Origin of the sequence: Comamonas sp. Z3, assembly GCF_008121565.1 — a bacterium.
Classification (GTDB): domain Bacteria; phylum Pseudomonadota; class Gammaproteobacteria; order Burkholderiales; family Burkholderiaceae_C; genus Comamonas; species Comamonas brasiliensis.
Window position 1 is genome coordinate 13,623 of sequence record NZ_VOQU01000011.1, and the last position, 20,530, is coordinate 34,152.

20 protein-coding genes are annotated in these 20,530 nt (G+C 65.5%); 11 read left to right on the forward strand and 9 right to left on the reverse strand.

Translation table 11 applies throughout. The features are described from left to right. Positions 1–23 precede the first annotated feature (23 nt). From FSY59_RS25545 to FSY59_RS25560, 4 genes are all read right to left on the reverse strand, one after another. A complete protein-coding gene (locus FSY59_RS25545) occupies positions 24–1,070 on the reverse strand; it encodes a porin (RefSeq protein WP_148729925.1) in 1,047 nt (348 codons plus the stop codon). A 133-nt stretch (positions 1,071–1,203) separates the two neighbouring features. After that, a complete protein-coding gene (locus FSY59_RS25550; RefSeq protein ID WP_050872145.1) occupies positions 1,204–2,172 on the reverse strand; it encodes a tripartite tricarboxylate transporter substrate binding protein in 969 nt (322 codons plus the stop codon). Positions 2,173–2,216: 44 nt separating this feature from the next. Beyond that, complete coding sequence (locus FSY59_RS25555; protein ID WP_148729926.1) at positions 2,217–2,936, reverse strand: hypothetical protein; 720 nt, start codon at positions 2,934–2,936, stop codon at positions 2,217–2,219. Continuing rightward, entirely contained in the window at positions 2,933–3,982 is a 1,050-nt protein-coding gene (locus FSY59_RS25560) for a zinc-binding dehydrogenase (protein ID WP_255439765.1), read from the reverse strand. Before FSY59_RS25560 ends, FSY59_RS25555 begins: the two co-directional genes overlap by 4 nt. A gap of 131 nt (positions 3,983–4,113) precedes the next feature. Between FSY59_RS25560 and FSY59_RS25565 the strand changes: the two genes are divergently transcribed. From FSY59_RS25565 to cobA, 3 genes are read left to right on the forward strand one after another with little or no spacing between them, the layout of a single operon-like run. Further along, positions 4,114–5,061 carry a LysR substrate-binding domain-containing protein gene (locus FSY59_RS25565; protein WP_148729928.1) on the forward strand — a complete coding sequence of 316 codons (948 nt, stop codon included), beginning with the start codon at positions 4,114–4,116 and terminating at the stop codon, positions 5,059–5,061. A 58-nt stretch (positions 5,062–5,119) separates the two neighbouring features. Continuing rightward, a complete protein-coding gene (ybiB, locus tag FSY59_RS25570; protein WP_003053010.1) occupies positions 5,120–6,124 on the forward strand; it encodes a DNA-binding protein YbiB in 1,005 nt (334 codons plus the stop codon). A 9-nt stretch (positions 6,125–6,133) separates the two neighbouring features. Continuing rightward, a complete protein-coding gene (gene cobA, locus FSY59_RS25575; protein WP_148729929.1) occupies positions 6,134–6,934 on the forward strand; it encodes a uroporphyrinogen-III C-methyltransferase in 801 nt (266 codons plus the stop codon). Positions 6,935–6,992: 58 nt separating this feature from the next. On the opposite strand, the gene FSY59_RS25580 is transcribed toward cobA, so the two are convergent. Beyond that, positions 6,993–7,472 (reverse strand): acyl-CoA thioesterase, encoded by a 480-nt coding sequence (locus tag FSY59_RS25580; RefSeq protein WP_003053005.1) that lies wholly within the window; start codon positions 7,470–7,472, stop codon positions 6,993–6,995. Between the two features lie 193 nt (positions 7,473–7,665). Between FSY59_RS25580 and FSY59_RS25585 the strand changes: the two genes are divergently transcribed. Then, positions 7,666–8,940 carry an NAD(P)/FAD-dependent oxidoreductase gene (locus FSY59_RS25585; RefSeq protein WP_003053004.1) on the forward strand — a complete coding sequence of 425 codons (1,275 nt, stop codon included), beginning with the start codon at positions 7,666–7,668 and terminating at the stop codon, positions 8,938–8,940. Positions 8,941–8,974: 34 nt separating this feature from the next. Here FSY59_RS25585 and FSY59_RS25590 read toward each other — a convergent pair whose 3' ends face one another. Further along, a complete protein-coding gene (locus tag FSY59_RS25590; protein WP_255439766.1) occupies positions 8,975–10,024 on the reverse strand; it encodes a BMP family protein in 1,050 nt (349 codons plus the stop codon). A gap of 464 nt (positions 10,025–10,488) precedes the next feature. Here FSY59_RS25590 and rpsU point away from each other — a divergent pair, with 464 nt between their 5' ends. Next, entirely contained in the window at positions 10,489–10,701 is a 213-nt protein-coding gene (gene rpsU / locus FSY59_RS25595) for a 30S ribosomal protein S21 (protein ID WP_003052999.1), read from the forward strand. A gap of 182 nt (positions 10,702–10,883) precedes the next feature. Continuing rightward, positions 10,884–11,330, forward strand: coding sequence for a GatB/YqeY domain-containing protein (locus tag FSY59_RS25600; protein WP_003052997.1), 447 nt, complete (start codon positions 10,884–10,886; stop codon positions 11,328–11,330). 107 nt (positions 11,331–11,437) lie between these two features. Here the strand turns inward: FSY59_RS25600 and FSY59_RS25605 are convergent, their stop codons facing one another. Next, positions 11,438–12,373 carry a LysR substrate-binding domain-containing protein gene (locus FSY59_RS25605; protein WP_148729970.1) on the reverse strand — a complete coding sequence of 312 codons (936 nt, stop codon included), beginning with the start codon at positions 12,371–12,373 and terminating at the stop codon, positions 11,438–11,440. 128 nt (positions 12,374–12,501) lie between these two features. Here FSY59_RS25605 and FSY59_RS25610 point away from each other — a divergent pair, with 128 nt between their 5' ends. Further along, entirely contained in the window at positions 12,502–13,590 is a 1,089-nt protein-coding gene (locus FSY59_RS25610; protein WP_148729930.1) for a tartrate dehydrogenase, read from the forward strand. Positions 13,591–13,707: 117 nt separating this feature from the next. Here FSY59_RS25610 and FSY59_RS25615 read toward each other — a convergent pair whose 3' ends face one another. Then, positions 13,708–14,169 carry a DUF1801 domain-containing protein gene (locus FSY59_RS25615; protein ID WP_148729931.1) on the reverse strand — a complete coding sequence of 154 codons (462 nt, stop codon included), beginning with the start codon at positions 14,167–14,169 and terminating at the stop codon, positions 13,708–13,710. 91 nt (positions 14,170–14,260) lie between these two features. Next, the gene (locus FSY59_RS25620; RefSeq protein WP_003052989.1) at positions 14,261–15,196 is read right to left on the reverse strand and encodes a LysR substrate-binding domain-containing protein; all 936 of its coding nucleotides are present in this window, start codon (positions 15,194–15,196) and stop codon (positions 14,261–14,263) included. Positions 15,197–15,307: 111 nt separating this feature from the next. Between FSY59_RS25620 and FSY59_RS25625 the strand changes: the two genes are divergently transcribed. From FSY59_RS25625 to FSY59_RS25640, 4 genes are all read left to right on the forward strand, one after another. Beyond that, the gene (locus FSY59_RS25625; RefSeq protein WP_148729932.1) at positions 15,308–16,291 is read left to right on the forward strand and encodes a tripartite tricarboxylate transporter substrate binding protein; all 984 of its coding nucleotides are present in this window, start codon (positions 15,308–15,310) and stop codon (positions 16,289–16,291) included. 47 nt (positions 16,292–16,338) lie between these two features. Then, a complete protein-coding gene (locus tag FSY59_RS25630; protein WP_148729933.1) occupies positions 16,339–17,868 on the forward strand; it encodes a UxaA family hydrolase in 1,530 nt (509 codons plus the stop codon). Between the two features lie 62 nt (positions 17,869–17,930). Continuing rightward, complete coding sequence (locus tag FSY59_RS25635) at positions 17,931–19,412, forward strand: NAD-dependent succinate-semialdehyde dehydrogenase (protein WP_043374286.1); 1,482 nt, start codon at positions 17,931–17,933, stop codon at positions 19,410–19,412. Positions 19,413–19,454: 42 nt separating this feature from the next. Beyond that, positions 19,455–20,447: a tripartite tricarboxylate transporter substrate binding protein gene (locus tag FSY59_RS25640; RefSeq protein WP_003052981.1), complete on the forward strand. Its 993-nt coding sequence runs from the start codon at positions 19,455–19,457 to the stop codon at positions 20,445–20,447. Positions 20,448–20,530 lie beyond the last annotated feature (83 nt).

Sequence of the window (20,530 nt, forward strand, 5' to 3'; positions counted from 1 at the left end):
GCAGCGTCCTGTGTCGGCTTGCCTCAGAAGGAGTGCGAGATACCGACCAGCAGCGAGCGCGGCTTGCTGCCCTTGGGAACCGAAGGCCCGGCATTGCTGGCACTGTTGATGGTGAATGCTGCGTCGGCCTCGTTGCGGATTGCGGAGACACCCGCATACAGCTTGGTGCGCTTGGACAGCGCATGGTCGTAGCGCACGCTCAGGGCACGGGCATCGCTGTTCGCACGCGCACGCCCCTGGAACTGCCCATAGGACAGCAGCACCTGCCCTGCCGTGCTGACCGGTATGGTCATGCTGACTTCAAAGAAGCGTCCTCGCTTGCTGGCTGCATCCAGCAGATCATCCCCCCGGGTGGAAAGCAGCAAGGCCGCCCGAGCCACCTTGAAGTCATAGGAGCCGCCAAGCAAGTGATAGCGGTCGGTGTTCTGGGCCGTGGTGCGACGCTCCCACAGCGAGGCACCCAGGCTCCAGGGGCCGCGCGTGTAGTCCAGCGAGCCACCGAACTGGCGCCCCACATTGGTGCCGGCGTTCTCCCCGAACGAGTACATGCCCCGCACCACCAGTCCTGCCATGGAAGCCGACTGAAAGCGCAGCGAGTTGTCGGCGCGCAGCACCGTGCCGTCACGGAAATAGTTGGCGGCATTGCCCCAGATCAGGCCCGTCAGGGCATAGGAAGCCAGCGAGGTATGAAACGTGGTGTAGTGGCGGCCCACCGTCAGCTGCCCCCAGTCGCCGCCCATGCCGACAAAGATCTGTCGACCAAAGGCGAGTCCGCCCTGACCGCGCTCGCCGGTATCGGCATTCAGTCCGGCCTCCATCACGTACAGTGCACGCAGGCCGCCGCCCAGATCCTCGGTTCCGCGAACGCCCCAGCGCGAGCCCGCCAGGACACCGCTTTCCGCACGCAGGGTGCGGCCCGCGCCGGTGGACACCGACTCGGCGGCCATGTCCACCACGCCGTACAGAGTGACCTGGGATGTGGCGGGCCCAGCGGTCTGGGCCTGAGCCAGCGAGCATGCGGAGATGAAGGCAGCGGCCACGGCCAAGCCTCCCGATTGCAAGGATGTCATGAAGTCTCTCTTTTTAATAATGGATGGGCCTCGCAGCAGATTCCTGCCGCTGTCGAGCCGCTGACAGCGGCATCCACCGCAGCTGCGGGGATGCCGTGTGGAAGTCCGGCGCCTCAGATGGCGCCGGCCGCGCTCATTCGAGGCGGATGTTCTTTTGCGTGATCAGGCTGCCATAGATGCGTGCATCGTTTTCGATGCGCCTGGCCAGCGAGGCAGCGCTGGTGTCGTCGATGCGCCAGCCCTGGGCCAGCAGCTTGCTGCGGATATCGGGAGCATGAAGAATCTTCTCCAGGGCCGCAGCCAGCTTGGCGCGATGCTCGGCGGGCATGGAGGCCGGTGCCATGACCGCATTCCAGACTTCGATGTCCACATTGCCGGCACCAATCTCGGGCATGGCCGGGACGCCGGTCGCCAGCGGGCTGCGCTTGCTGGAACTCACGGCCAGGGCGGCCAGCTTGCCGGACTGGACCAGCGGCATGACGGTGGAGGCCGGCAGCAAGGCCATCTGCACCTGATCGCCCATCAAGGCGTTGACCACGGCCGGGCCGCCGTTGTAGGGCACATGCTGCAGATTCAGGCCCATGGCTTCCTTGATCAGCTCCACGCCCAGGTGGCCGCCGGACCCCGTTCCCACCGAGCCGTAGTTGCCCTGGGTCCCGGTCTTGAGCGCCTTGAAATAAGCCCCTGCATTCGCTGCCATGGACCGGGGAGCCACCAGCACCAGAGGGGCCGAGCCGATCATGGCCAGCGGTGCGAGATCCTTGATCGGATCGTAGGGCAGCTTGCTGTAGAGAAACTTGGAGCTGGTCAGCGGGCCGTTGCCGATCACGCCTATGGTGTGGCCGTCGCCGGCCTTGGCCACGGCGTCAGCACCGATATTGCCACTGGCCCCACCCTTGTTCTCCACCACCACAGGCTGCCCCAGGGCCTTGGTCAGGGGCTCGGCCAGCAGGCGGGCCTGCACATCGGGCGAAGAGCCACTGGCATAGCCGACGATCAGACGTATGGGGCGGGTGGGCCAGTCAGCCTTGCCCTGGGCCTGAGCCGCCAGGGGTAGACAGGCAGCGGCGCACAGCAGCAGGGCAGCCCGGCGCACGGGCATCGATTTTCTTGTCATCTCTATGTCTCCAGAATCTCAGTCTCGGATCAACAATCGGCGTATCCAGCCATCAGTTCCATCAAGGGTGGCAGGCGTCCAATGGCGGGCAGGGCCAGCTGCGAACGGTACACCCGGGTTTGCAGGCTAAAAGCCTGCTGTGCAGGCGTTTCGAGGTGATGTGCCTGCATTTGGTCGGCCCACCATTGGGCCCCCTGGGTGCATGACGTTCCGTCGAGATGCTCGGCCAGCATGACCACCGTGAATTCCCCCTGGGCCTGCTCGGCAATGCACTCCCCGCCAACGGGGTAGTGCAAGGAACGCTCCACAGGCACCACACCCGCCATGACCCGCAGCAGACGCCCTTGCTGCACCGCCTGCTCCGCCCAGCGGGCTGCCTGCGCGGCCCAGGCCTGTACATCGGCGGTGACGGCCTTGAGCGTCGTCAGCGCCGCACCGCTGGATGCTCCAGCCTGGACCTGCAATATGCAGGGCCTGCGCATGAAAGCACTCAGGCGCGGCCTCATGCGTGCCGACCAGGGCGTGGGGTTGGCGATCACATCCGCATACTCGGCCGAGTCCAGGGCCGCCAGAGACTCCAGACCGTAGAGCGTGAAGTATCCGCAGGCGCCGACATAGCGATGGCCGTAGACAAAGCCCGGCAAACCCACGCGCTCGGGAACATGCTCGAGGGCATGCCAAGCCTCGTATTCTGCGCGAGCCTCGGGCCGGTCAATGTCGTTCCACAGGGCCAGGAAGGCGCAGCTCATGATGCAGAACCCGCGCCGGGTTGAATCAGCACCTTGCTCGCCAGCCGCGCGCGCGCCAGCTCAAACCCCTGCCCGGCCTGCGCAAGCGGCACGCGGTGGGTAATCATGAGGCGCAGCTGATCCTGATGGGTCTGCATGAATTCAACGACCTCCAGCCAGCAGCGTTCCGGCGTGCGATAGGAGCCGCGCAGCTGCTGATGACGCCGCACCAGGGCCGTCAGATCCAGCGGCACGGGGGCTGAATGAATGCCGGCAATCACAAGCACACCATGGGTCTTGAGTGCGCGCAGGGCCGGCGCCAGCACTGCCGCCGCCCCGGTGGCTTCGATCACCACGTCAAAGAAAGCTTCCTGCGTATACGCGGCAAGGGCTTCGTCGATGTCCTGCCCCTCGAAGTCCAGCAAATCCTCGAACCCCATGGAGCGCAGGACCTCCAGCCGCGCGGCATCGCCATGGCCGGCAACCACCACCTGGGCCGCCCCTGCGGCACGCGCAAACAGCGCAATGCCCTGACCGATATTGCCGGGCCCCAGGATCAGCACACGATCGCCGGGCTGGACATTGCCCGTGCGCACGGCTTCGAAGCTCACCGACAGCGGCTCGGCCAATGCAGCAACCTCGGGGTCCACGCCGTGTGGAATCGCCACGCAATTGCGCAGGGGCACGGCCACATACTCGGCAAAGCCGCCATGGCGCATGACACCGATGCCACGGCGGGTGGTGCAGGTATCGAAGTCGCCGGCACTGCAGCTGGGGCATCTGCCGCAGGTGACCGAAGGCCGTACGGCCACCAACTGCCCCAGGGGCAGATGCTCGACCCCCTCGCCTCTGGCCACGATCTCGCCGCTGAACTCGTGACCCACGGTCACCGGCAGCGCGGCCTGCAAAAAGTGATAGCTCGCCGTCCAGGCATCGATATGCAGATCCGTGCCACAGACACCGGTGGAATGAACCCGCAGCAGCACCTCACCTGCGGCAGGCGACGGCATGTCGACCTCGTTGAGCTTCAGTCCCTTGGCGGACTCGGTTTTTTGCAAGGCTTGCATGAGACAGGCAATGCATGCGTGGACATGCATCTCAGAACGAACAGGATCGGCAGTGTTGCCGCCCTTCACTCATATGTCCAACACTGATTTAATATAAAAATCATACTTTTGAAATATGGATTGATTCAGGCATGGAACTGAGACATCTGCGCTACTTCGTGGCGGTTGCCGAGCAGGGCAACGTCAGCAGGGCGGCCCGCAAGCTATTCATCGCCCAGCCGCCGCTGTCACAGCAGCTCAAGCAACTCGAGGATGAGGTCGGCACGCAGCTCTTCACCCGCCTGCCGCGCGGTATGCAGCTCACCGCTGCAGGCGAGTCGCTGCTGGAAGATGCGCGCGTCATATTGGCGCGTGCCGAGCAAGCCCCCTTGCGCGCGCGCGAACGAGAGCGCAGCAGCCAGACCGTGCTGCGCCTGGGGCTGGTTCCCTCGGCCATGCAGTCCCTGCTGCCCGGCTTGCTGCGGGCTGTGGCACAGGCCGACTGCGACGTGCAGATCGAAGCCCGCGAAATGATTTCCTCGCAGCAACAGCGGGCCTTGCGCCAGGGCGAGCTGGAACTCGGCTTTGCCCGCCCCGGGCACAGGGAGGCCGACGAGCTTGAGCTGGCCAGCATCGATGACCCCTATTGCCTGGCAGTTCCGGCCTCGCACCCTCTGGCCGGAGGCAGTGGAATGCTGGATCTTCAAGCCGCCGTGCACCAGCCCTTTGTGGGCTTCACCCGTTATCAGGACACCGACTACTTCGACCGCACGGTCGCGCTGTGCGCCGAGGCCGGCTTCACTCCGCTGATACGCCACGAGGCCGGTCAGCTGGTGAATGTGCTGGCGCTCGTGGCCTGCGGTCTGGGCGTGGCCATCGTGCCGGCGTCCTTCGCGATGTTCCACCGCGAGCAGATCGTGTTCCGGCCGCTTCGGGCTTCGCGCCAGGTCAGCCGGCTCGCCGTCCTGGCGTCTGCCGAAGCGCTCAAGGGCAACCCGATGCTGGACCTTGTCGCCCAGCTCGCGCAATCCCAGCTACAGGCCCTGGCTGCACAGCTGGCGCAACAGGGAGCGACGGTTTTCCGACCACAGCCGGTTTGATTTATATAACCAAATCGTCTGACAACTCATGGTTTTTATAGCGACAATTACGTTAATCATGAGCATCAGCCACTACATCAAGGAAATCGGTCGCGGCACCAAGGGCGCGCGCTCTCTTTCGCGGGCCCAGGCCTGCGATCTGATGGGGCAGGTGCTGGACGGCAAGGTCAGTGATCTGGAGCTGGGCGGCTTTTGCATTGCCATGCGCTTCAAGGGCGAAAGCGCCGAAGAGCTGGCAGGCTTTCTCGACGCGACCCAGCAACGTCTGCCCGTGTGGCCGCAGGCGCACAAAGCCCTGCCCGTGGTCGTCATCCCCAGCTATAACGGCTCGCGCAAGCTGGCCAACCTCACCCCGCTGCTGGCAGGTCTGCTGGCGCAACAAGGCCTGCCGGTGCTGGTCCACGGCAGCCATACCGAGGACAAGCGCCTGGGCACGGCCGAGGTATGGCGGCAGCTGGGCTGGACAGCCATCGAGCGCCCCGTCGCTCTGGAGCCTGGCGACAAGGTCTGGATGCAGACCCGTCACCTGCTGGCACCGCTGGATCGGCTGCTGCAGATTCGCCGCCAGATGGGCCTGCGCAACCCCTCGCACAGCATCGTCAAACTGCTGGACCCCATCCATGGCAACAGCACCGCGCAGTCCGGGCTGGTGCTGGCCAGCTACACCCACCCGGCCTATGCCCAGCCCATGCTCCAGACGCTGGCCATGCGCGCGACCAGTGCGCTGCTGGTGCGCGGCACGGAAGGCGAGGCCGTGGCCGCCCCCCACCGCGAACCCGTGAGTACGGGTGTGATTGCCGGAGAAATCTGCTTTGAGCGTTCTTCCCTGCACAGCAGCCAGCTCGCATCCGGCACCGAGATCAGTGCCCCGGAACAAGATCTGAATGCCGAGCAGACAGCCCGGCTGACGCTGGACATCCTGAACGGCCAGCAGCCTGCGCCGGCGCCGATCGCGCAACAATTGGAACAGATACAAGCCCTGCACCAGGCCATGCAGGTCACCGATGCCGGCGCTGCCGCCAGCCGCGCCGCACTGCAAGCCTATAACCGCAGCCCCGACTGAGACCCCACAATGACTGCCATTTCCCACAACCCCAATCAGCGCGGCTCGTGCACCCTGGTGGGTGCAGGCCCCGGCGACCCCGAGCTGCTGACCATCAAGGCCGCCAAGGCCATTGCCGCAGCAAGCGTGCTGTTTGTCGACGATCTGGTCAGCGACGGTGTGATGAGCCACGCCTCGCCCACTGCCCGCGTGGTCTATGTGGGCAAGCGCGGCGGCTGCAAGAGCACCCCCCAGGCCTTTATCGAAAAGCTCATGATTGCGGCCGTGCAGGACGGCGAACGCGTGGTGCGCCTCAAGGGCGGCGACCCCTTCATCTTTGGCCGTGGCGGCGAAGAGGTCGAACATCTGCGTCAGGCCGGCATCGAGGTGGATGTCATCAACGGCATCACCTCCGGCCTTGCGGGCCTGACCAGCCTGGGCGCCCCGCTGACCCACCGCGACCGCGCGCATGGCGTGCTTTTCATGACCGGCCATGCCAAGCCCGGCGACAGCGGCCCCGACTGGCGCCAGATCGCCGCCACGGCCCATGCGGCCAAGCTGACGCTGGTGATCTATATGGGAGTGAGCAGCGTCGAGCGCATCAGCAGCGAGCTGCTCAGCGGTCTGCCCGGCAGCACGCCCGTGGCCGTGATCCAGCATGCCAGCCTGCCGCAGCAGCGCCATGCGCTGACCTTTCTGAAGGATTTGCCGCAGAGCATTGCCGACCATCAGCTGGGCAGCCCCAGCATCATCGTCGTCGGCGATGTGGTCCAGGGTATTGCCGCCTGGCAGAACCAGCCCCAGGCCTTGCCGCAATCAGCGGCGGCCTGAGCCAGGACCGTCCCCGGGCTGTCCTGCAGCCCGGGCGGGCGGCAAGCGCCACCCCGACTCAGGGAGTACGAGTCTCGGCGAAGCGCTCGGCCAGCTCCTTGCGCAGCTCCTTGCGAACGATGGCGGCGTCCCAGCGGCGCTTTTCCTCGTCGGTTTCGAGCTGCAGCGGTGGCACGGGGGCAGGCTTCTTGTCATCGTCCACTGCCACCATGGTGAAGAAGCAGCTGTTCACGTGGCGCACCACCTGGCTGCGAATCTCCTCGGCAATCACCTTGATGCCGATTTCCATGGACGACTTGCCGGTGTGGTTCACGCTGGCCAGAAAAGTCACCAGCTCGCCCACATGGATGGGCTGCAGAAACATCACCTGATCCACGCTCAGCGTCACGACATAGCGGCCCGCATAGCGGCTGGCGCAGGCATAGGCAACCTGATCCAGCAGTTTCAAAATGGCGCCGCCGTGCACATTGCCGGAGAAGTTGGCCATGTCGGGCGACATGAGCACGGTCATGCTCAGCTGGTGGGATGGTGTATTCATGGGGCGCGATTCTAGAAGTGATCCATGGCACATGCAGAGGCTTGCCGCATATCCCAACAGGACAACGGGCTGGCGACTGCACAGGCATCACGACCCGCGCATTTCGGGACTTTGTCAGCCCCTCCAACTCCAGTGACCGGCCATCTGGGACAATGACCGGCTTTGTTGTTCGTGCTTCAGCGCCCTGCCCGCCGTGTCCTCCACCCCACAGGTCCCCTTCCAGATTTTTGACGCCATCATCATCGGCGCCGGTGCCGCCGGCCTGTTCTGCGCGGCCCAGGCCGGCCAGCAGGGCCTGAAGGTGCTGCTGATCGATCATGCGCCCAAGGTGGCCGAGAAGATCCGCATCTCGGGCGGCGGACGCTGCAACTTCACCAACCGCGATCTGGACGTGCGTGCGCCGCACAAGCATTTTGTGGGACAGAACCCCCAGTTCTGCCGCTCGGCCCTGTCGCGCTTCACACCCGCCGACTTCATCACGTTGATGGACAGACACGGCATTGCCCACCACGAAAAGCACAAGGGCCAGCTGTTTGCCGACCATTCGGCCGAGGACATCATCGCCATGCTGCTGGCCGAGTGCACAGCGGGCGGCGTGCAGCGCTGGCAGCCTTGCCAGGTCAAGAAAGCAGTGCTTTCACCGGAAAACCCAGACACAGAAAGTGATTGCAGCTATCAGATTGAAACCGATCGTGGCCTGGTACAGGCTGCCAATCTGGTCATTGCCACCGGCGGCCTGAGCATTCCCAAGATAGGCGCCACCGACTTCGGCTACCGGCTGGCCCAGCAGTTCGGTCTGCCGCTGATCGAGCGCACGCCCGGCCTGGTGCCCATGACCTTCGACGGCGAAGGCTGGCAGCCCTACGCAGGCCTGGCCGGTCTGGCCCTGCCCGTGGAAATCAGCACCGGCAGCAAAAAGGAGCGCATGAGCTTCCACGAGGATTTGCTGTTCACCCATCGCGGCCTCTCCGGTCCTGCGGTGCTGCAGATCTCCAGCTACTGGAAGCCCGGCACCCCGCTGCAGATCAATCTGCTTCCTGGCGTGGATCTGGCCGAGGTGCTTGCCCAGGCCAAGCTTCACTCGCGCAAGCTGGTAGCCAACGAGCTGGCCGCCCACCTGCCCGCGCGTCTGGCCGATGCCTGGGTCAGCCGCATGCCCGAGCTGCAGCGCCCCATCAACGAGGCCGGCGACAAGGCCCTGGCCAGACTGGCGGAACAGCTGTCGCGCTGGGAAATCACCCCCACGGGCACCGAAGGCTACAAAAAAGCCGAGGTCACGCTGGGCGGCGTGGACACCAAGGTGCTGTCCCAGCAAACCATGGAGTGCAAGACCCGCCCGGGCCTGTACTTTATCGGGGAGGTGGTGGACATCACCGGCTGGCTGGGCGGCTACAACTTCCAGTGGGCCTGGGCCAGTGCCGCTGCCTGCGCCCAGGCCATGGCGGAAAAGCAGTCGCTACAGGCTTGAGCAACTGAAATCGGAGCGGCGGCCCACCATGCGCTCAGACCGTAAACTCCGGGCCTTCGTAGTGCTCGGTAACCTTGAGCTGCCCCGAGGAGATGGCTGCGGACGCCCTGGCCACGCGCTCGCGCACAGCGGGCGCCACTGCCTCGCCCATGGTCAGGCGTACGGCAGCCGGATCGCTCAGACCGATCTTGCGAATACCCGGGCCGGGTGCACCGCGCTCCTGCATGTCCTTGACGGCCAAGAACGCGCCAATGCCCACATCGGCCCAGGCGGAAGCGACGAACACCTGCGGGTCCACCGTAGTCCAGTCGATCACATTGCCGATCTGGCGCGTGCCCGCCTCACGGCAGGCCTGGGTCACGCCATCGCGGCCGGAGTTGAGCATGGTGAAGATCACATCGGCACCGGCTGCCATCTGGGCCCTGGCAATGCGGTGCGACAAGGCGTTGTCGTCCTGATCGCCAGAGAAGTTCGTCAGCAGCTTGACCTTGGGATCGGTATCGCGCACGCCGGCCGCATAGGCGGCACGTCCCTTGAGTCCTGGGAGCACCCGAATGCCCGACATATGACCGACCACACCGGTCCTGGTGGTCAGCGCCGCCAGCACTCCGGCCAGATAGGCCGACTCTTCCTGCAGCACGTCATAGCTGCAAAGATTGCTCCCCTGCACCGCGCCCTGGGTCACGACGAACTGGGTCCTGGGAAAGCGCGCCGCAACGTCGGCTGCGGCCTGATTGTTCTGCCCGCCATGGGCAATCACCAGTTGTGCGCCCTGGCCCGCGAGTTGCACGAGAGCCGGCTCCAGCAACTCCTTCCTGGGTGCCATGCCGTCGAGAAAACGGGTCTGCACCCCTAGCTCCTGGCGCGCTTTTTCCAGACCGCGCCAGCCGGCCTCCATAAAGCCCTTGTCGCTGCGCGAGCCGGCAAACAGACCGCCCACCACCAGAGAATTGCCGGCCGCAGCAGCGCCCGGAGCCTGGGCCTTGCCGGCACAGGCCGTCAGCGCCAGCAGGCCGGGGACGGCGATGGCCGAAGCCATCCATTGACGACGCGAAACCGATGAGGAATGAGAAGCGCTGGACAAGATGAAAGCTCCTTGGACACGGAAAAGACAGCGATGCGCACAGGCACCAGGTCACTCGCCTCCTGACTTGAATCAAGAAACAGAGCTCTTAAACTGTATGCAATTTCCGTGCACAAGATGCTCCACACAAACCCCAGATCCCAGCGACACCGGCGTGGGCTAGGGCCTGCACCTTGCGCGCAGCAAAGGCATAAAGACAGTCACAAGCGCACAATGGCGGTGCCTGGATCGGGGCATTGGCAACGCCAGCCTGCTGCGGCAAAGCCCTGTCATCCCGGCCAGCGCAGGATTGCTTGGCTGCGCTATGCAGACGCAGCCCAAGTCTTGGTCTATAATGCTCGACTTTGCTGGCATTACCCCGTCGGCCATACTAGTTAAAAAGTGGCGGGGAAACCGCTGTACACGGCTCTCAGGCCCGATCTTCCCGAGAACCCTCTGTCAGCACAGATATATCTGGAAATTAAATGACTACCATCCGCGTCAAAGAAAACGAGCCCTATGAAGTTGCCCTGCGCCGCTTCAAGCGCACCATCGAAAAGCTGGGTCTGCTGACCGATCTGCGTGCTCGCGAGTTCTACGAAAAGCCCACAGCCGAGCGCAAGCGCAAGAAGGCTGCTGCCGTGAAGCGTCACTACAAGCGCGTTCGCAGCATGCAACTGCCTAAGAAGCTGTACTAATCGTTGATTAGGACCAGTCGGCCTTAAAACAGCCGCAAACCCGCGCTCGGGACGCCAGGCGCGGGTTTTTTGTTTTCTGGCCACTGCCAAGCCTGCCCGGCTGCGCAGTGACCTCCCAGCGCATGGACAGTCGGCGCCATTCACATCGCGGACTGCCATTCGCCCACCCCAAGGAGAAAGCCATGAGCCTGAAAGCCCAGATTACCGAAGACATGAAGACCGCCATGCGTGCCAAGGACAGTGCACGCCTGGGCACCATCCGCCTGCTGCAGGCCGCGATGAAGCAAAAGGAAGTGGACGAGCGCATCGAGCTCGACGACGCGGCCGTCATCGCCATCGTCGACAAGCTGATCAAGCAGCGCAAGGACTCCATCGCCGCCTTCGAAGCCGCCAATCGCAGCGATCTGGCCGATGTGGAAAAGGCCGAAATGGAAGTGCTCAAGGTTTATCTGCCCGAACGCATGGGCGAAGCCGAGATCACCGCGGCCGTGCAGGCCATCGTGGCCGAACTGGGCGCCTCCGGCCCCGGCGACATGGGCAAGGTGATGGGCGCCGTCAAGACCCAGCTGGCCGGCAAGGCCGATATGGGCCTGGTGTCCGCTGCCGTGAAGGCCGCGCTGACCCAATAATTGGCAACCGGCCTGAGCCGCCCTGCGGTATCAGGCTCAAAAACAGAAGCTGCTTGCGCTTGCTGTGCATATTTTTCAGATTCAAAAGACTCTGAAATTTATGTATATCAATCGATAGCAGCTTCTTTTTTCATAGCACTCCTGAATCCCGTGGGCGCCTGCTTGCTGAAGAACTCCTGCAGGAACTCGACGCAGACCCGCACCTTGGCCGAGCGCTCCAGCCGCGTCGGATAGACAGCCCAGATATTCGCCTGCTGCTGCCACTCGGGCAGCAGCTGCAGCAGGTGCCCGGCCTGCAGATCGGCCGCCACATCCCAGAGCGAGCGCAGCACGATGCCATGGCCGTCGCGCGCCCATTGCACGGCCATCTCGCCATGATTGGTGGACAGCGGCCCGGTCACTTTCACGCTGCGCTCCTGACTGCCCGAGCGCAGTTTCCAGACACCGAAGGGATGGTCACGCTCCTTGATGACCAGGCAGTCATGCGCAGCCAGCTCGTCGAGCGTGCGCGGACTGCCACGCCGCTTCACATAGGCCGGGGCCGCGCACAGCACGCGATGGTTGTCGGCCAGATGGCGGGCAATCAGATGCGGCGCGATCTCGTCGCCCACGCGCACATCGAGATCGAAGCCTTCGGCCGCGACATCGACGATGCGGTCAAACACCTCCAGGCGCAGCTGCAGCGCCGGATATTGCGCAATCAGCTGCGACAGCGCAGGCGCCACCACATGGCGGCCAAAGCCGAAGCTGGTGGACACCCGCAGCAGGCCGCGCGGCTGGCGACGCGTCACATCCACCTCCTGCAGCAGATGCTCGACCTCGTCCAGAATGCGCTGCGCCCAGTGGTAGACGCGCTCGCCCTGCTCCGTGACAGCGACCCGCCGTGTGGTGCGATGCAGCAGCTTCACGCCCAGCTCCTGCTCCAGCAGGCGGATGCGCTTGCTGACAAAGGCCGGCGAAGCATTGTGCGCGGCCGCAGCCTCGGCAAAGCTGGCTTTGCGCACCACGGTGGTGAAGACACGCAGGTCTTCGGGCGAGGGCATTTTCTGCACGATCTGTAAACAATCAGGCCACGATCAGTCAATTGTATTCATTTATGCAAGGTGCAGAATACCGCCAGGCACAGGCTGAGCCGCTGCCTCGCCACCCAACACATTCACGAGAGAGCACCATGTCCACTCCCAAAAAGATTGCAGTCATCGCCGGCGACGGCATCGGCAAGGAAGTCATGCCCGAAGGCCTGCGCGCGCTGGAAGCCGCAGCCAGGCGCTTCGACCTGCCGCTGGAGTTCCACCATTTCGACTGGGCCCACTGCGACTACTACGCCGAACACGGCCAGATGATGCCCGACGACTGGAAGGCCCAGCTCTCGGACATGGATGCCATCTTCTTCGGCGCCGTGGGCTGGCCCGCCACCGTGCCCGACCATATCTCGCTGTGGGGCTCGCTGCTCAAGTTCCGCCGCGAATTCGACCAGTACATCAACCTGCGCCCGGTGCGCCTGTTCGAAGGCGTGCCCTGCCCCCTGGCCGGCCGCAAGCCCGGTGACATCGACTACTACGTGGTGCGCGAGAACACCGAGGGCGAGTACACGGCCCTGGGCGGCATCATGTTTGAAGGCACGGACCGCGAGATCTGCATCCAGGAATCGGTCTATAGCAAGCATGGCGCCGACCGTCTGCTCAAGTACGCCTTCGATCTGGCCCAGAGCCGCGCCAAGAAGCACGTGACGCTGGCCACCAAGAGCAACGGCATCGCCATCAGCATGCCCTGGTGGGACAAGCGCGCCGACGATGTGGCCAAGGACTACCCCGAAGTCACGCTGGACAAGCAGCACATCGACATCCTGACCGCCCGCTTCGTGCTGCAGCCCGGCCGCTTCGACGTGGTGGCCGCCACCAATCTGTTTGGCGACATCCTGTCCGACCTGGGGCCTGCCACCACGGGCACCATCGGCCTGGCACCATCGGCCAACCTCAACCCCGACCGCACCTTCCCCTCGCTGTTCGAGCCCGTGCACGGCTCGGCACCCGACATCTACGGCAAGAACATCGCCAACCCCATTGCCATGGTCTGGTCGGGCGCGCTGATGCTGGACTTCCTGGGCCGCAGCGAAGGTGCCTGGCGCCAGGCCCACGACACCATCGTGACCGCCATCGAGCACACGATCAAGGCCGGTCCGCTGACGCCCGATCTGGGCGGCAAGGCCAACACCACCGAGGTGGGCGAAGCCATCGCCGCGGCCATCGCCAACGCCTGATGACTCCGGGCTGGCCCCAGCCGGCCTGATTCAAGATGAGAAGCGCCCTGCGCAGGCTGAACCTGCACCGGGGTGCTTTTGCACGCCTGCACGCCCAGGGCCACCGGCTGCGGCGACCTAGGCTTCAGACCGCGGTCTGGCTTTGGCTTGTGAAGCCGATTTGCTGGCCGACCGGGCCCGGGCATTGCGCTGCGCAGCGGCCTGCACCAGCGCCTGGAACGCTGCGCCGTCGAGCGCTTCGCCGACATGCAGGTCTATGGCCCGGCGCGTGGTGCCTTCAAGACTGGCATTGAACAGGCCGGCCGGATCGGCCAGGGCCGCGCCATGCGCGAAGGTCAGCTTGACCACGGCCTTGTAGGTCTCGCCCGTGCACAGAATGCCGTCCTGTGACCATACGGGCGTTCCGCGCCATTTCAGCTCTTCCACCACGGCGGGCAGAGCCTCGTGGATCAGCGCGCGCACGCGAGCCAGCATGGCGCCGCGCCAGTCGTCCAGGCTGGCAATCCTGGCATCGAGCAGAGCCGACGCCTCGGGACCGCTGACGGGCCCGGTGGAGGACGCGGGTAGCGAGGTGCTCATGGACAGCTCTCCTTCATCAATTCGGTCCCATGCGCAGGGCCCGGCACGGCAGGTGAAACGCCGCCCTGCGGACTTGCCGATGGCGTCACGCTCAGCCCTGTCCCCTGGCCACCTCGCGCAGGCATTCGACCAGCAAGCCCGTGGTCGGCGTCAGCGGCTGGCCGCGCAAGGTGATCAGCCCCACGGGTGGCAGATCGATGGGCACGGCCAGATCCAGCATGGCCAGTGTACCCAGGGCCGCATGGCAGCGGGCCACGCCACGCGCCATGAAGGCCACAGCGCCGCGCTGGTGCACAAAGGTCAGCTGCGAGAGAAAGGACGCGGTCTCCACGATGTCGGCCGGCGGATGCAGGCCGTGGGCATAGAACTGCTGCTCCAGCTTCACGCGCAGCGAGGCCCAGGGCGGCGGCAGCACGCAGGGCTGGTCCGCCAGGGCCTGCCAGCTGGCCGCGCCCGGCGCCAGCAGCGCATGACCGGGCCGCACCACGGCCACCATGGGATCGTCGTACAGCGCCTCGGTCTCCAGGTCGGGCGCGGCATAGCCGGGCTCCAGCCGCCCCACGAACAGATCCAGCTCCCCCAGGCGCAGCTTGGGCAGCAGGCGCGTCAGATCCCCCTCCTCCACCATTACCGTGGTCTGGTCCGAACGCGCCTTGAGCCGCTCCACGGCACTCGCCAGCAGTACCGGCGTGGCCACCACCATGGCACCCACACTGGTGCGCCCGCGCGCGCCGCTGGCCTCGGCGGCCATCTCGTCGCGCGTCCGCTCGAAACCGGCCAGCACCGAGCGCGCAAACCGCACCATGCTGACGCCGGCTGCCGTGGGCTCGGTGCCGCGCGTGGAGCGCTCGAACAGCGCCATGCCCAGCATGCGTTCGACCTCGGCCAGGGTCTTGGAGACGGCGGGCTGGGTCACGGCCAGAAACTCGGCCGCGCGGCCCAGGTGACGAAACTGGTCCAGTGCCACCAGCAGCTGCAGATGGCGCAGCTTGAGGTTGGAGCGCAGCACACGATCGATCTTGCTCATGGGGCTTCATTACTTATTAGTTATGAAGAGAGTCTATCTTTTCATTGGATTGTCATGGAGCAGTTTTGAACAATCGGGGCTAGCAGTTCAAATAACGACAGGAGACACGCGATGATCCCCCCACGCAGCAGCCGGCGCAGCTTTGTGCTCGGCGCCCTCGGCGCAGCCACGCTCGGAACTTCCTCCCGCCTGCTGGCCCAGACCTGGCCCGAGCGCCCCATCACCTTCATCTGCCCCTGGCCTGCCGGCGGCACGGCCGACCAGTCCATGCGCGCGCTGTGCACCGTGGCCGGCCGCATCCTGGGCCAGGCGATTGCCGTGGAAAACCGCGCCGGAGCCTCCGGCATGATCGGCTCCAAGGCTCTGGCCTCGGCCAAGCCCGATGGCTACACCATCGGCCAGATCCCGATCTCGGTCACGCGCTTTTCCCAGCTGGGCACGCTGCAGGCCGATCCGCGCAAGGACTACACCTATATCGCGCGCACCTCGGGTCAGACCTTTGGCATCGCCGTGCCGGCCAACTCGCGCTTCAAGACCCTGCAGGACTTCGTCGCCGCCGCCAAGGCCAAGCCCGGCAGCATCACCTACGCCCACGCCGGCGTGGGCGGCGCTACCCATGTAGGCATGGAAGAGTTTGCGGCTGCAGCCGGCATCCAGCTCAGCCATGTGCCCTACAAGGGCGGCGCCGAAGCGCTGCAGGGCGTGCTGGGCGGCCATGTGGATGCGCTGGCCGACTCCAGCTCCTGGGCCCCGCATGTCGAAGCCGGCAAGCTGCGCCTTCTTGCCACCTGGGGCGAGCAGCGCACGCCGCGCTTCAAGGACGTGCCCACGCTCAAGGACCTGGGCTACAACGTGGTCGTCGATGCGCCCAACGGCATCGGCGCGCCCAAGGGCCTGCCGCCCGCCGTCGAAGCCAAGCTGCGCGATGCCTTCCGCCAGGCCGTGGCCAGCCCCGAGTTCAAGTCCGTGGCCGAAAGGCTGGACGCGCCCTTGCTCTACCTGGATGGCCCCGACTACGCCAGGTATGTGAACACGGTCTACCAGAAGGAAACCGTGCTCATCGACAAACTCAAACTGCGCGACCTGATGCGCTGACGCGCCGCGTCCCCACCGCCTCAGGCCCGCCATCCCCGGACTCCAAGATGCTCCCCTCCTCTTCCTCCCTGCTGCACCTGCACCCCAACGACAACGTGCTGGTGGCCAAGACCGCCCTGGCCCTGGGCCAGGACATTCCCGAGCTGGGAGTGCGAACGCGCGCCCAGGTGCCGGCCGGCCACAAGATCGCGGCACGCCGCATCGCCGAGGGCGAGCAGGTCAAGAAGTACGACACGGTGATCGGTGTCGCCACACGCGACCTGGAGCCTGGCGACTATGTGCACAGCCACAACCTCAAGCTGGTGGACTACTACCGCGACCCGTCGTTCGGTGCCGACGTACGGCCCGTGGACTACGTGCCCGAGGAAGAGCGCGCCACTTTCCAGGGGTTTGTGCGAGCGGGTGGCGGCGTGGGCACGCGCAACTTCATCGGCATCCTGTCCTCGGTCAACTGCTCGGCCACCGTGATCAAGCGCATCGCCGCCCACTTCACGCCCGAGCGGCTGGCAGCCTTTCCCAATGTGGATGGCGTGGCCGCCTTTGCCCAGAGCAGCGGCTGCGGCATGTCCTCGCCCAGCGAGCACTTCGACGTGCTGCGCCGTACCCTCGCCGGCTATGCGCGCCACCCCAACCTGGCGGGCGTGCTCATCGTGGGTCTTGGCTGCGAGCGCAACCAGGTCGATGCCTTGGTGGATTCGCAAGGCCTCAAGGAAGGTCAGTTGCTGCGCACTCTGGTGATGCAGGAAGTGGGTGGCACGCGCGCCACCATCGAGGCAGGTATTGCCGCCATCGAGGAAATGCTGCCCATCGCCGACCAGGCCCAGCGCAGCACCGTCAGCGCCGCCCACCTCAAGATCGGCCTGGAATGCGGCGGCTCGGACGGCTTTTCGGGCATCACGGCCAACCCCGGCCTGGGCGCAGCCATGGACATTCTGGTGCGCCACGGCGGCACGGCCATTCTGTCCGAGACCCCCGAGATCCACGGCGTGGAGTTCATGCTCACGCGCCGCGCCATCAGTCCCGAAGTCGGCCAGAAGCTGCTGGACCGCCTGGCCTGGTGGGAACGCTACGCAGCCGGCCAGAACGCCCAGTTCAACGGTGTGGTCGGCCACGGCAACCAGGCCGGCGGCCTGGCCAACATCTTTGAAAAATCTCTGGGCAGTGCCATGAAGGGCGGCACCACACCGCTGCGCGCTGTCTATGAATATGCCGAGCCCATCACCGAACACGGCTTCGTCTTCATGGACTCGCCGGGCTACGACCCGGTGGCCTCCACTGGCCAGATCGCCAGCGGCGCCCAGCTGATCTGCTTCACCACGGGCCGCGGCTCCATGTTCGGCAGCAAGCCCGCACCCACCATCAAGCTGGCCAGCAACACGCCGATGTACCAGCGCCTGCAGGAAGACATGGACATCAACTGCGGCGTGGTCGTCGACGGAGAGCTGACCGTGCCCGAGCTGGGCCAGCAGATCTTCGAGCAGATCCTGCGCCATGCCAGCGGCGAACAGACCAAGAGCGAAGTCCTGGGACTGGGTGACCATGAATTCGTGCCCTGGCACCTGGGCATCGTGAGCTGAGGAAAACGCATCTTCCAGAGCTTTGCGCCCTTATCCGATCTTCACTTTCTGCGATTTTCACCATGAACGCCACGCCACTCAGACTGCAACGCACCGAACTGCAGCGCAGCGCCAACTTCATCGCCGGCGCCTGGACACCCGCTGCCAGCGGCGCCAGCTTTGCCGTGACCGATCCGGCCACGGGCAGCACCATTACCGACGTACCCGATTCCGGTGCGGTCGACGCGCGCGCCGCCGTGGATGCCGCCCAGGCGGCGCTGCCAGCCTGGCGCAAGCTGCCGGCCAAGCAGCGCGCCGCCATCATCAAGCGCTGGAACGACCTGGTGCTGGCCCATCAGGACGATCTGGGCACGCTGATCTCGCTGGAGCAGGGCAAGCCGCTGGCCGAAGGCAAGGGCGAAGTGGCCTATGCCGCCAGCTACATCGAATGGTTCGGCGAGGCCGCCACGCGCATGAACGGCGAAGTCATTCCCGCGCCCGTGCCGGGCCGGCGCATGCTCGCCCTGCGCGAGCCCGTGGGCGTGGTCGCCGCCATCACGCCCTGGAACTTCCCGGCCGCCATGATCGCGCGCAAGATCGCGCCGGCACTGGCTGCGGGCTGCACCGTGGTCTGCAAGCCGGCCGAGGACACGCCGCTGACTTCACTGGCCCTGGTGCTGCTGGCGCACGAAGCCGGAGTGCCGGCCGGGGTGCTCAACATCGTCACGGCCTCGCGCGAGCGCACGCCCGGGGTGGTGGACCAGTGGCTGGACGACAGCCGTGTGCGCAAGATCACCTTCACCGGCTCCACGCCCGTGGGCAAGCACCTGGCGCGCCGCAGCGCCGACACACTGAAAAAGCTCTCGCTGGAGCTGGGCGGCAATGCGCCCTTCATCGTTTTCGAGGATGCCGATGTGGCAGCCGCCGTGGACGGCTTCATGGCCGCCAAGTTCCGCAACGGCGGCCAGACCTGCGTCTGCCCCAATCGCGTCTTTGTGCACCGCTCGGTGTACGAGGCCTTTGCCCAGCAGCTCAGCGCCCGCGTGGCAGCCTTGCACGTGGGCCCGGCCAGTGACCCGGCCTCGCAGATCGGCCCCATGATCAACGACCGCGCCGTCGAGAAGATCGCCCGCCATGTGGAGGACGCGGTGGCCAAGGGCGCCAAGGTACTCACCGGCGGCAAGCGCCTGACGGATCTGGGCCCCACCTACTTCGCCCCCACCGTACTCTCGGGCGCCACTGCCTCCATGGCCTGCGCCTGCGAAGAAACCTTCGGGCCCGTGGCTCCGCTGACCGTGTTTGACGACGAGGCCGAGGTCATCGCCGCCGCCAACGACACGCCGTTCGGTCTGGCCGCCTATTTCTACAGCCAGGACATGCGCCGCATCTGGCGTGTCGCCGATGCCCTGGAATCGGGCATCGTGGGCGTCAACGAAGGCGCGCTGGCCGCAGAGGCCGCCCCCTTTGGCGGCGTCAAGGAGTCGGGCTACGGCCGCGAAGGCTCCACTCACGGGCTCGACGATTACCTGCATATCAAATACGTCTGCCAGGGACAACTGGATTGACGCAACACGGTCGCTAGAACCATTCACAACAGGAGACAAACCATGAGCAAATCCCGATACATCACCCGCAGGCCCGTACTGGGCGCGCTGGCAGCACTGGCCCTGACCGGTGCCATGCCGCTGGCACAGGCCCAGGGAAACTTCCCGAGCAAGCCCATCACCTTTGTGGTGCCCTATCCTGCGGGCGGCGCCAATGACATGCTGGGGCGGCTGGTCGGCCAGAAGATGGGGGAGGTACTGGGAACCGCCAGCGTGGTGGACAACCGGCCTGGTGCCGGGGCCTTGCTGGGCGCGGGCATCGTGGCGCGCGCGCCGGCCGACGGCTACACGCTGCTTGTCGGCGGCCTGGCCACGCACGCCGCCAGCCCGCATCTGATCAAGACCGAGTACGACCCCGTCAAGGACTTCGAGCCCATCGGCATGATCGGCAGCGCCCCCATCATCGCCATCACCGCCAACGACTCGCCCTACAAATCGCTCAAGGATGTGGTGGAAGCGGCCCGCAAGGACCCGCAGGCCGTGATGTACGGCTCCTCGGGCAACGGCTCGCCGCTGCACCTGGCCGGCGAACTGTTCGTGTCCATCGCCAAGGTCCCCATGACCCACGTGCCCTACAAGGGCGGCAATGCCCACATCGTGGATCTGATCGGCGGGCGCATTCCGGTCATCTTCGATACCGCGACCAACTCCATGCCTCTGCTGCGCGGTGGCAAGGTGCGCGCCCTGGCCGTGGGCTCCACCACCCGACTGCCCGAGCTGCCCAATGTGCCGACCTTCGCCGAAGCCGGCTACCCACAGTTCGAGTTCTCGGCCTGGTACGCACTGTTTGCTCCGTCCAAGACCAGCGCCGATGTGAGCGGCAAGCTCTCCGGTGCACTGGCCAAGGCCCTGAAGCAGCCAGAGGTGGTCTCCAAGCTGCGCGATCTGGGCGTGACCCCGGGCAGCGGCGACGCCACAGAGCTGCGCGCCTTCGTGCCCCGTGAATACCAGCGCGTGGGCGGTCTCATCAAGACAGCGAAGATCAAGGCCGATTGACATGCACCGAGCGGCCAGGCCGCGCCCCCGCAGCAGATGAGGCTCTCTCTTCTCCTCACTGCGGGGCGGCACGGGCTGCATGG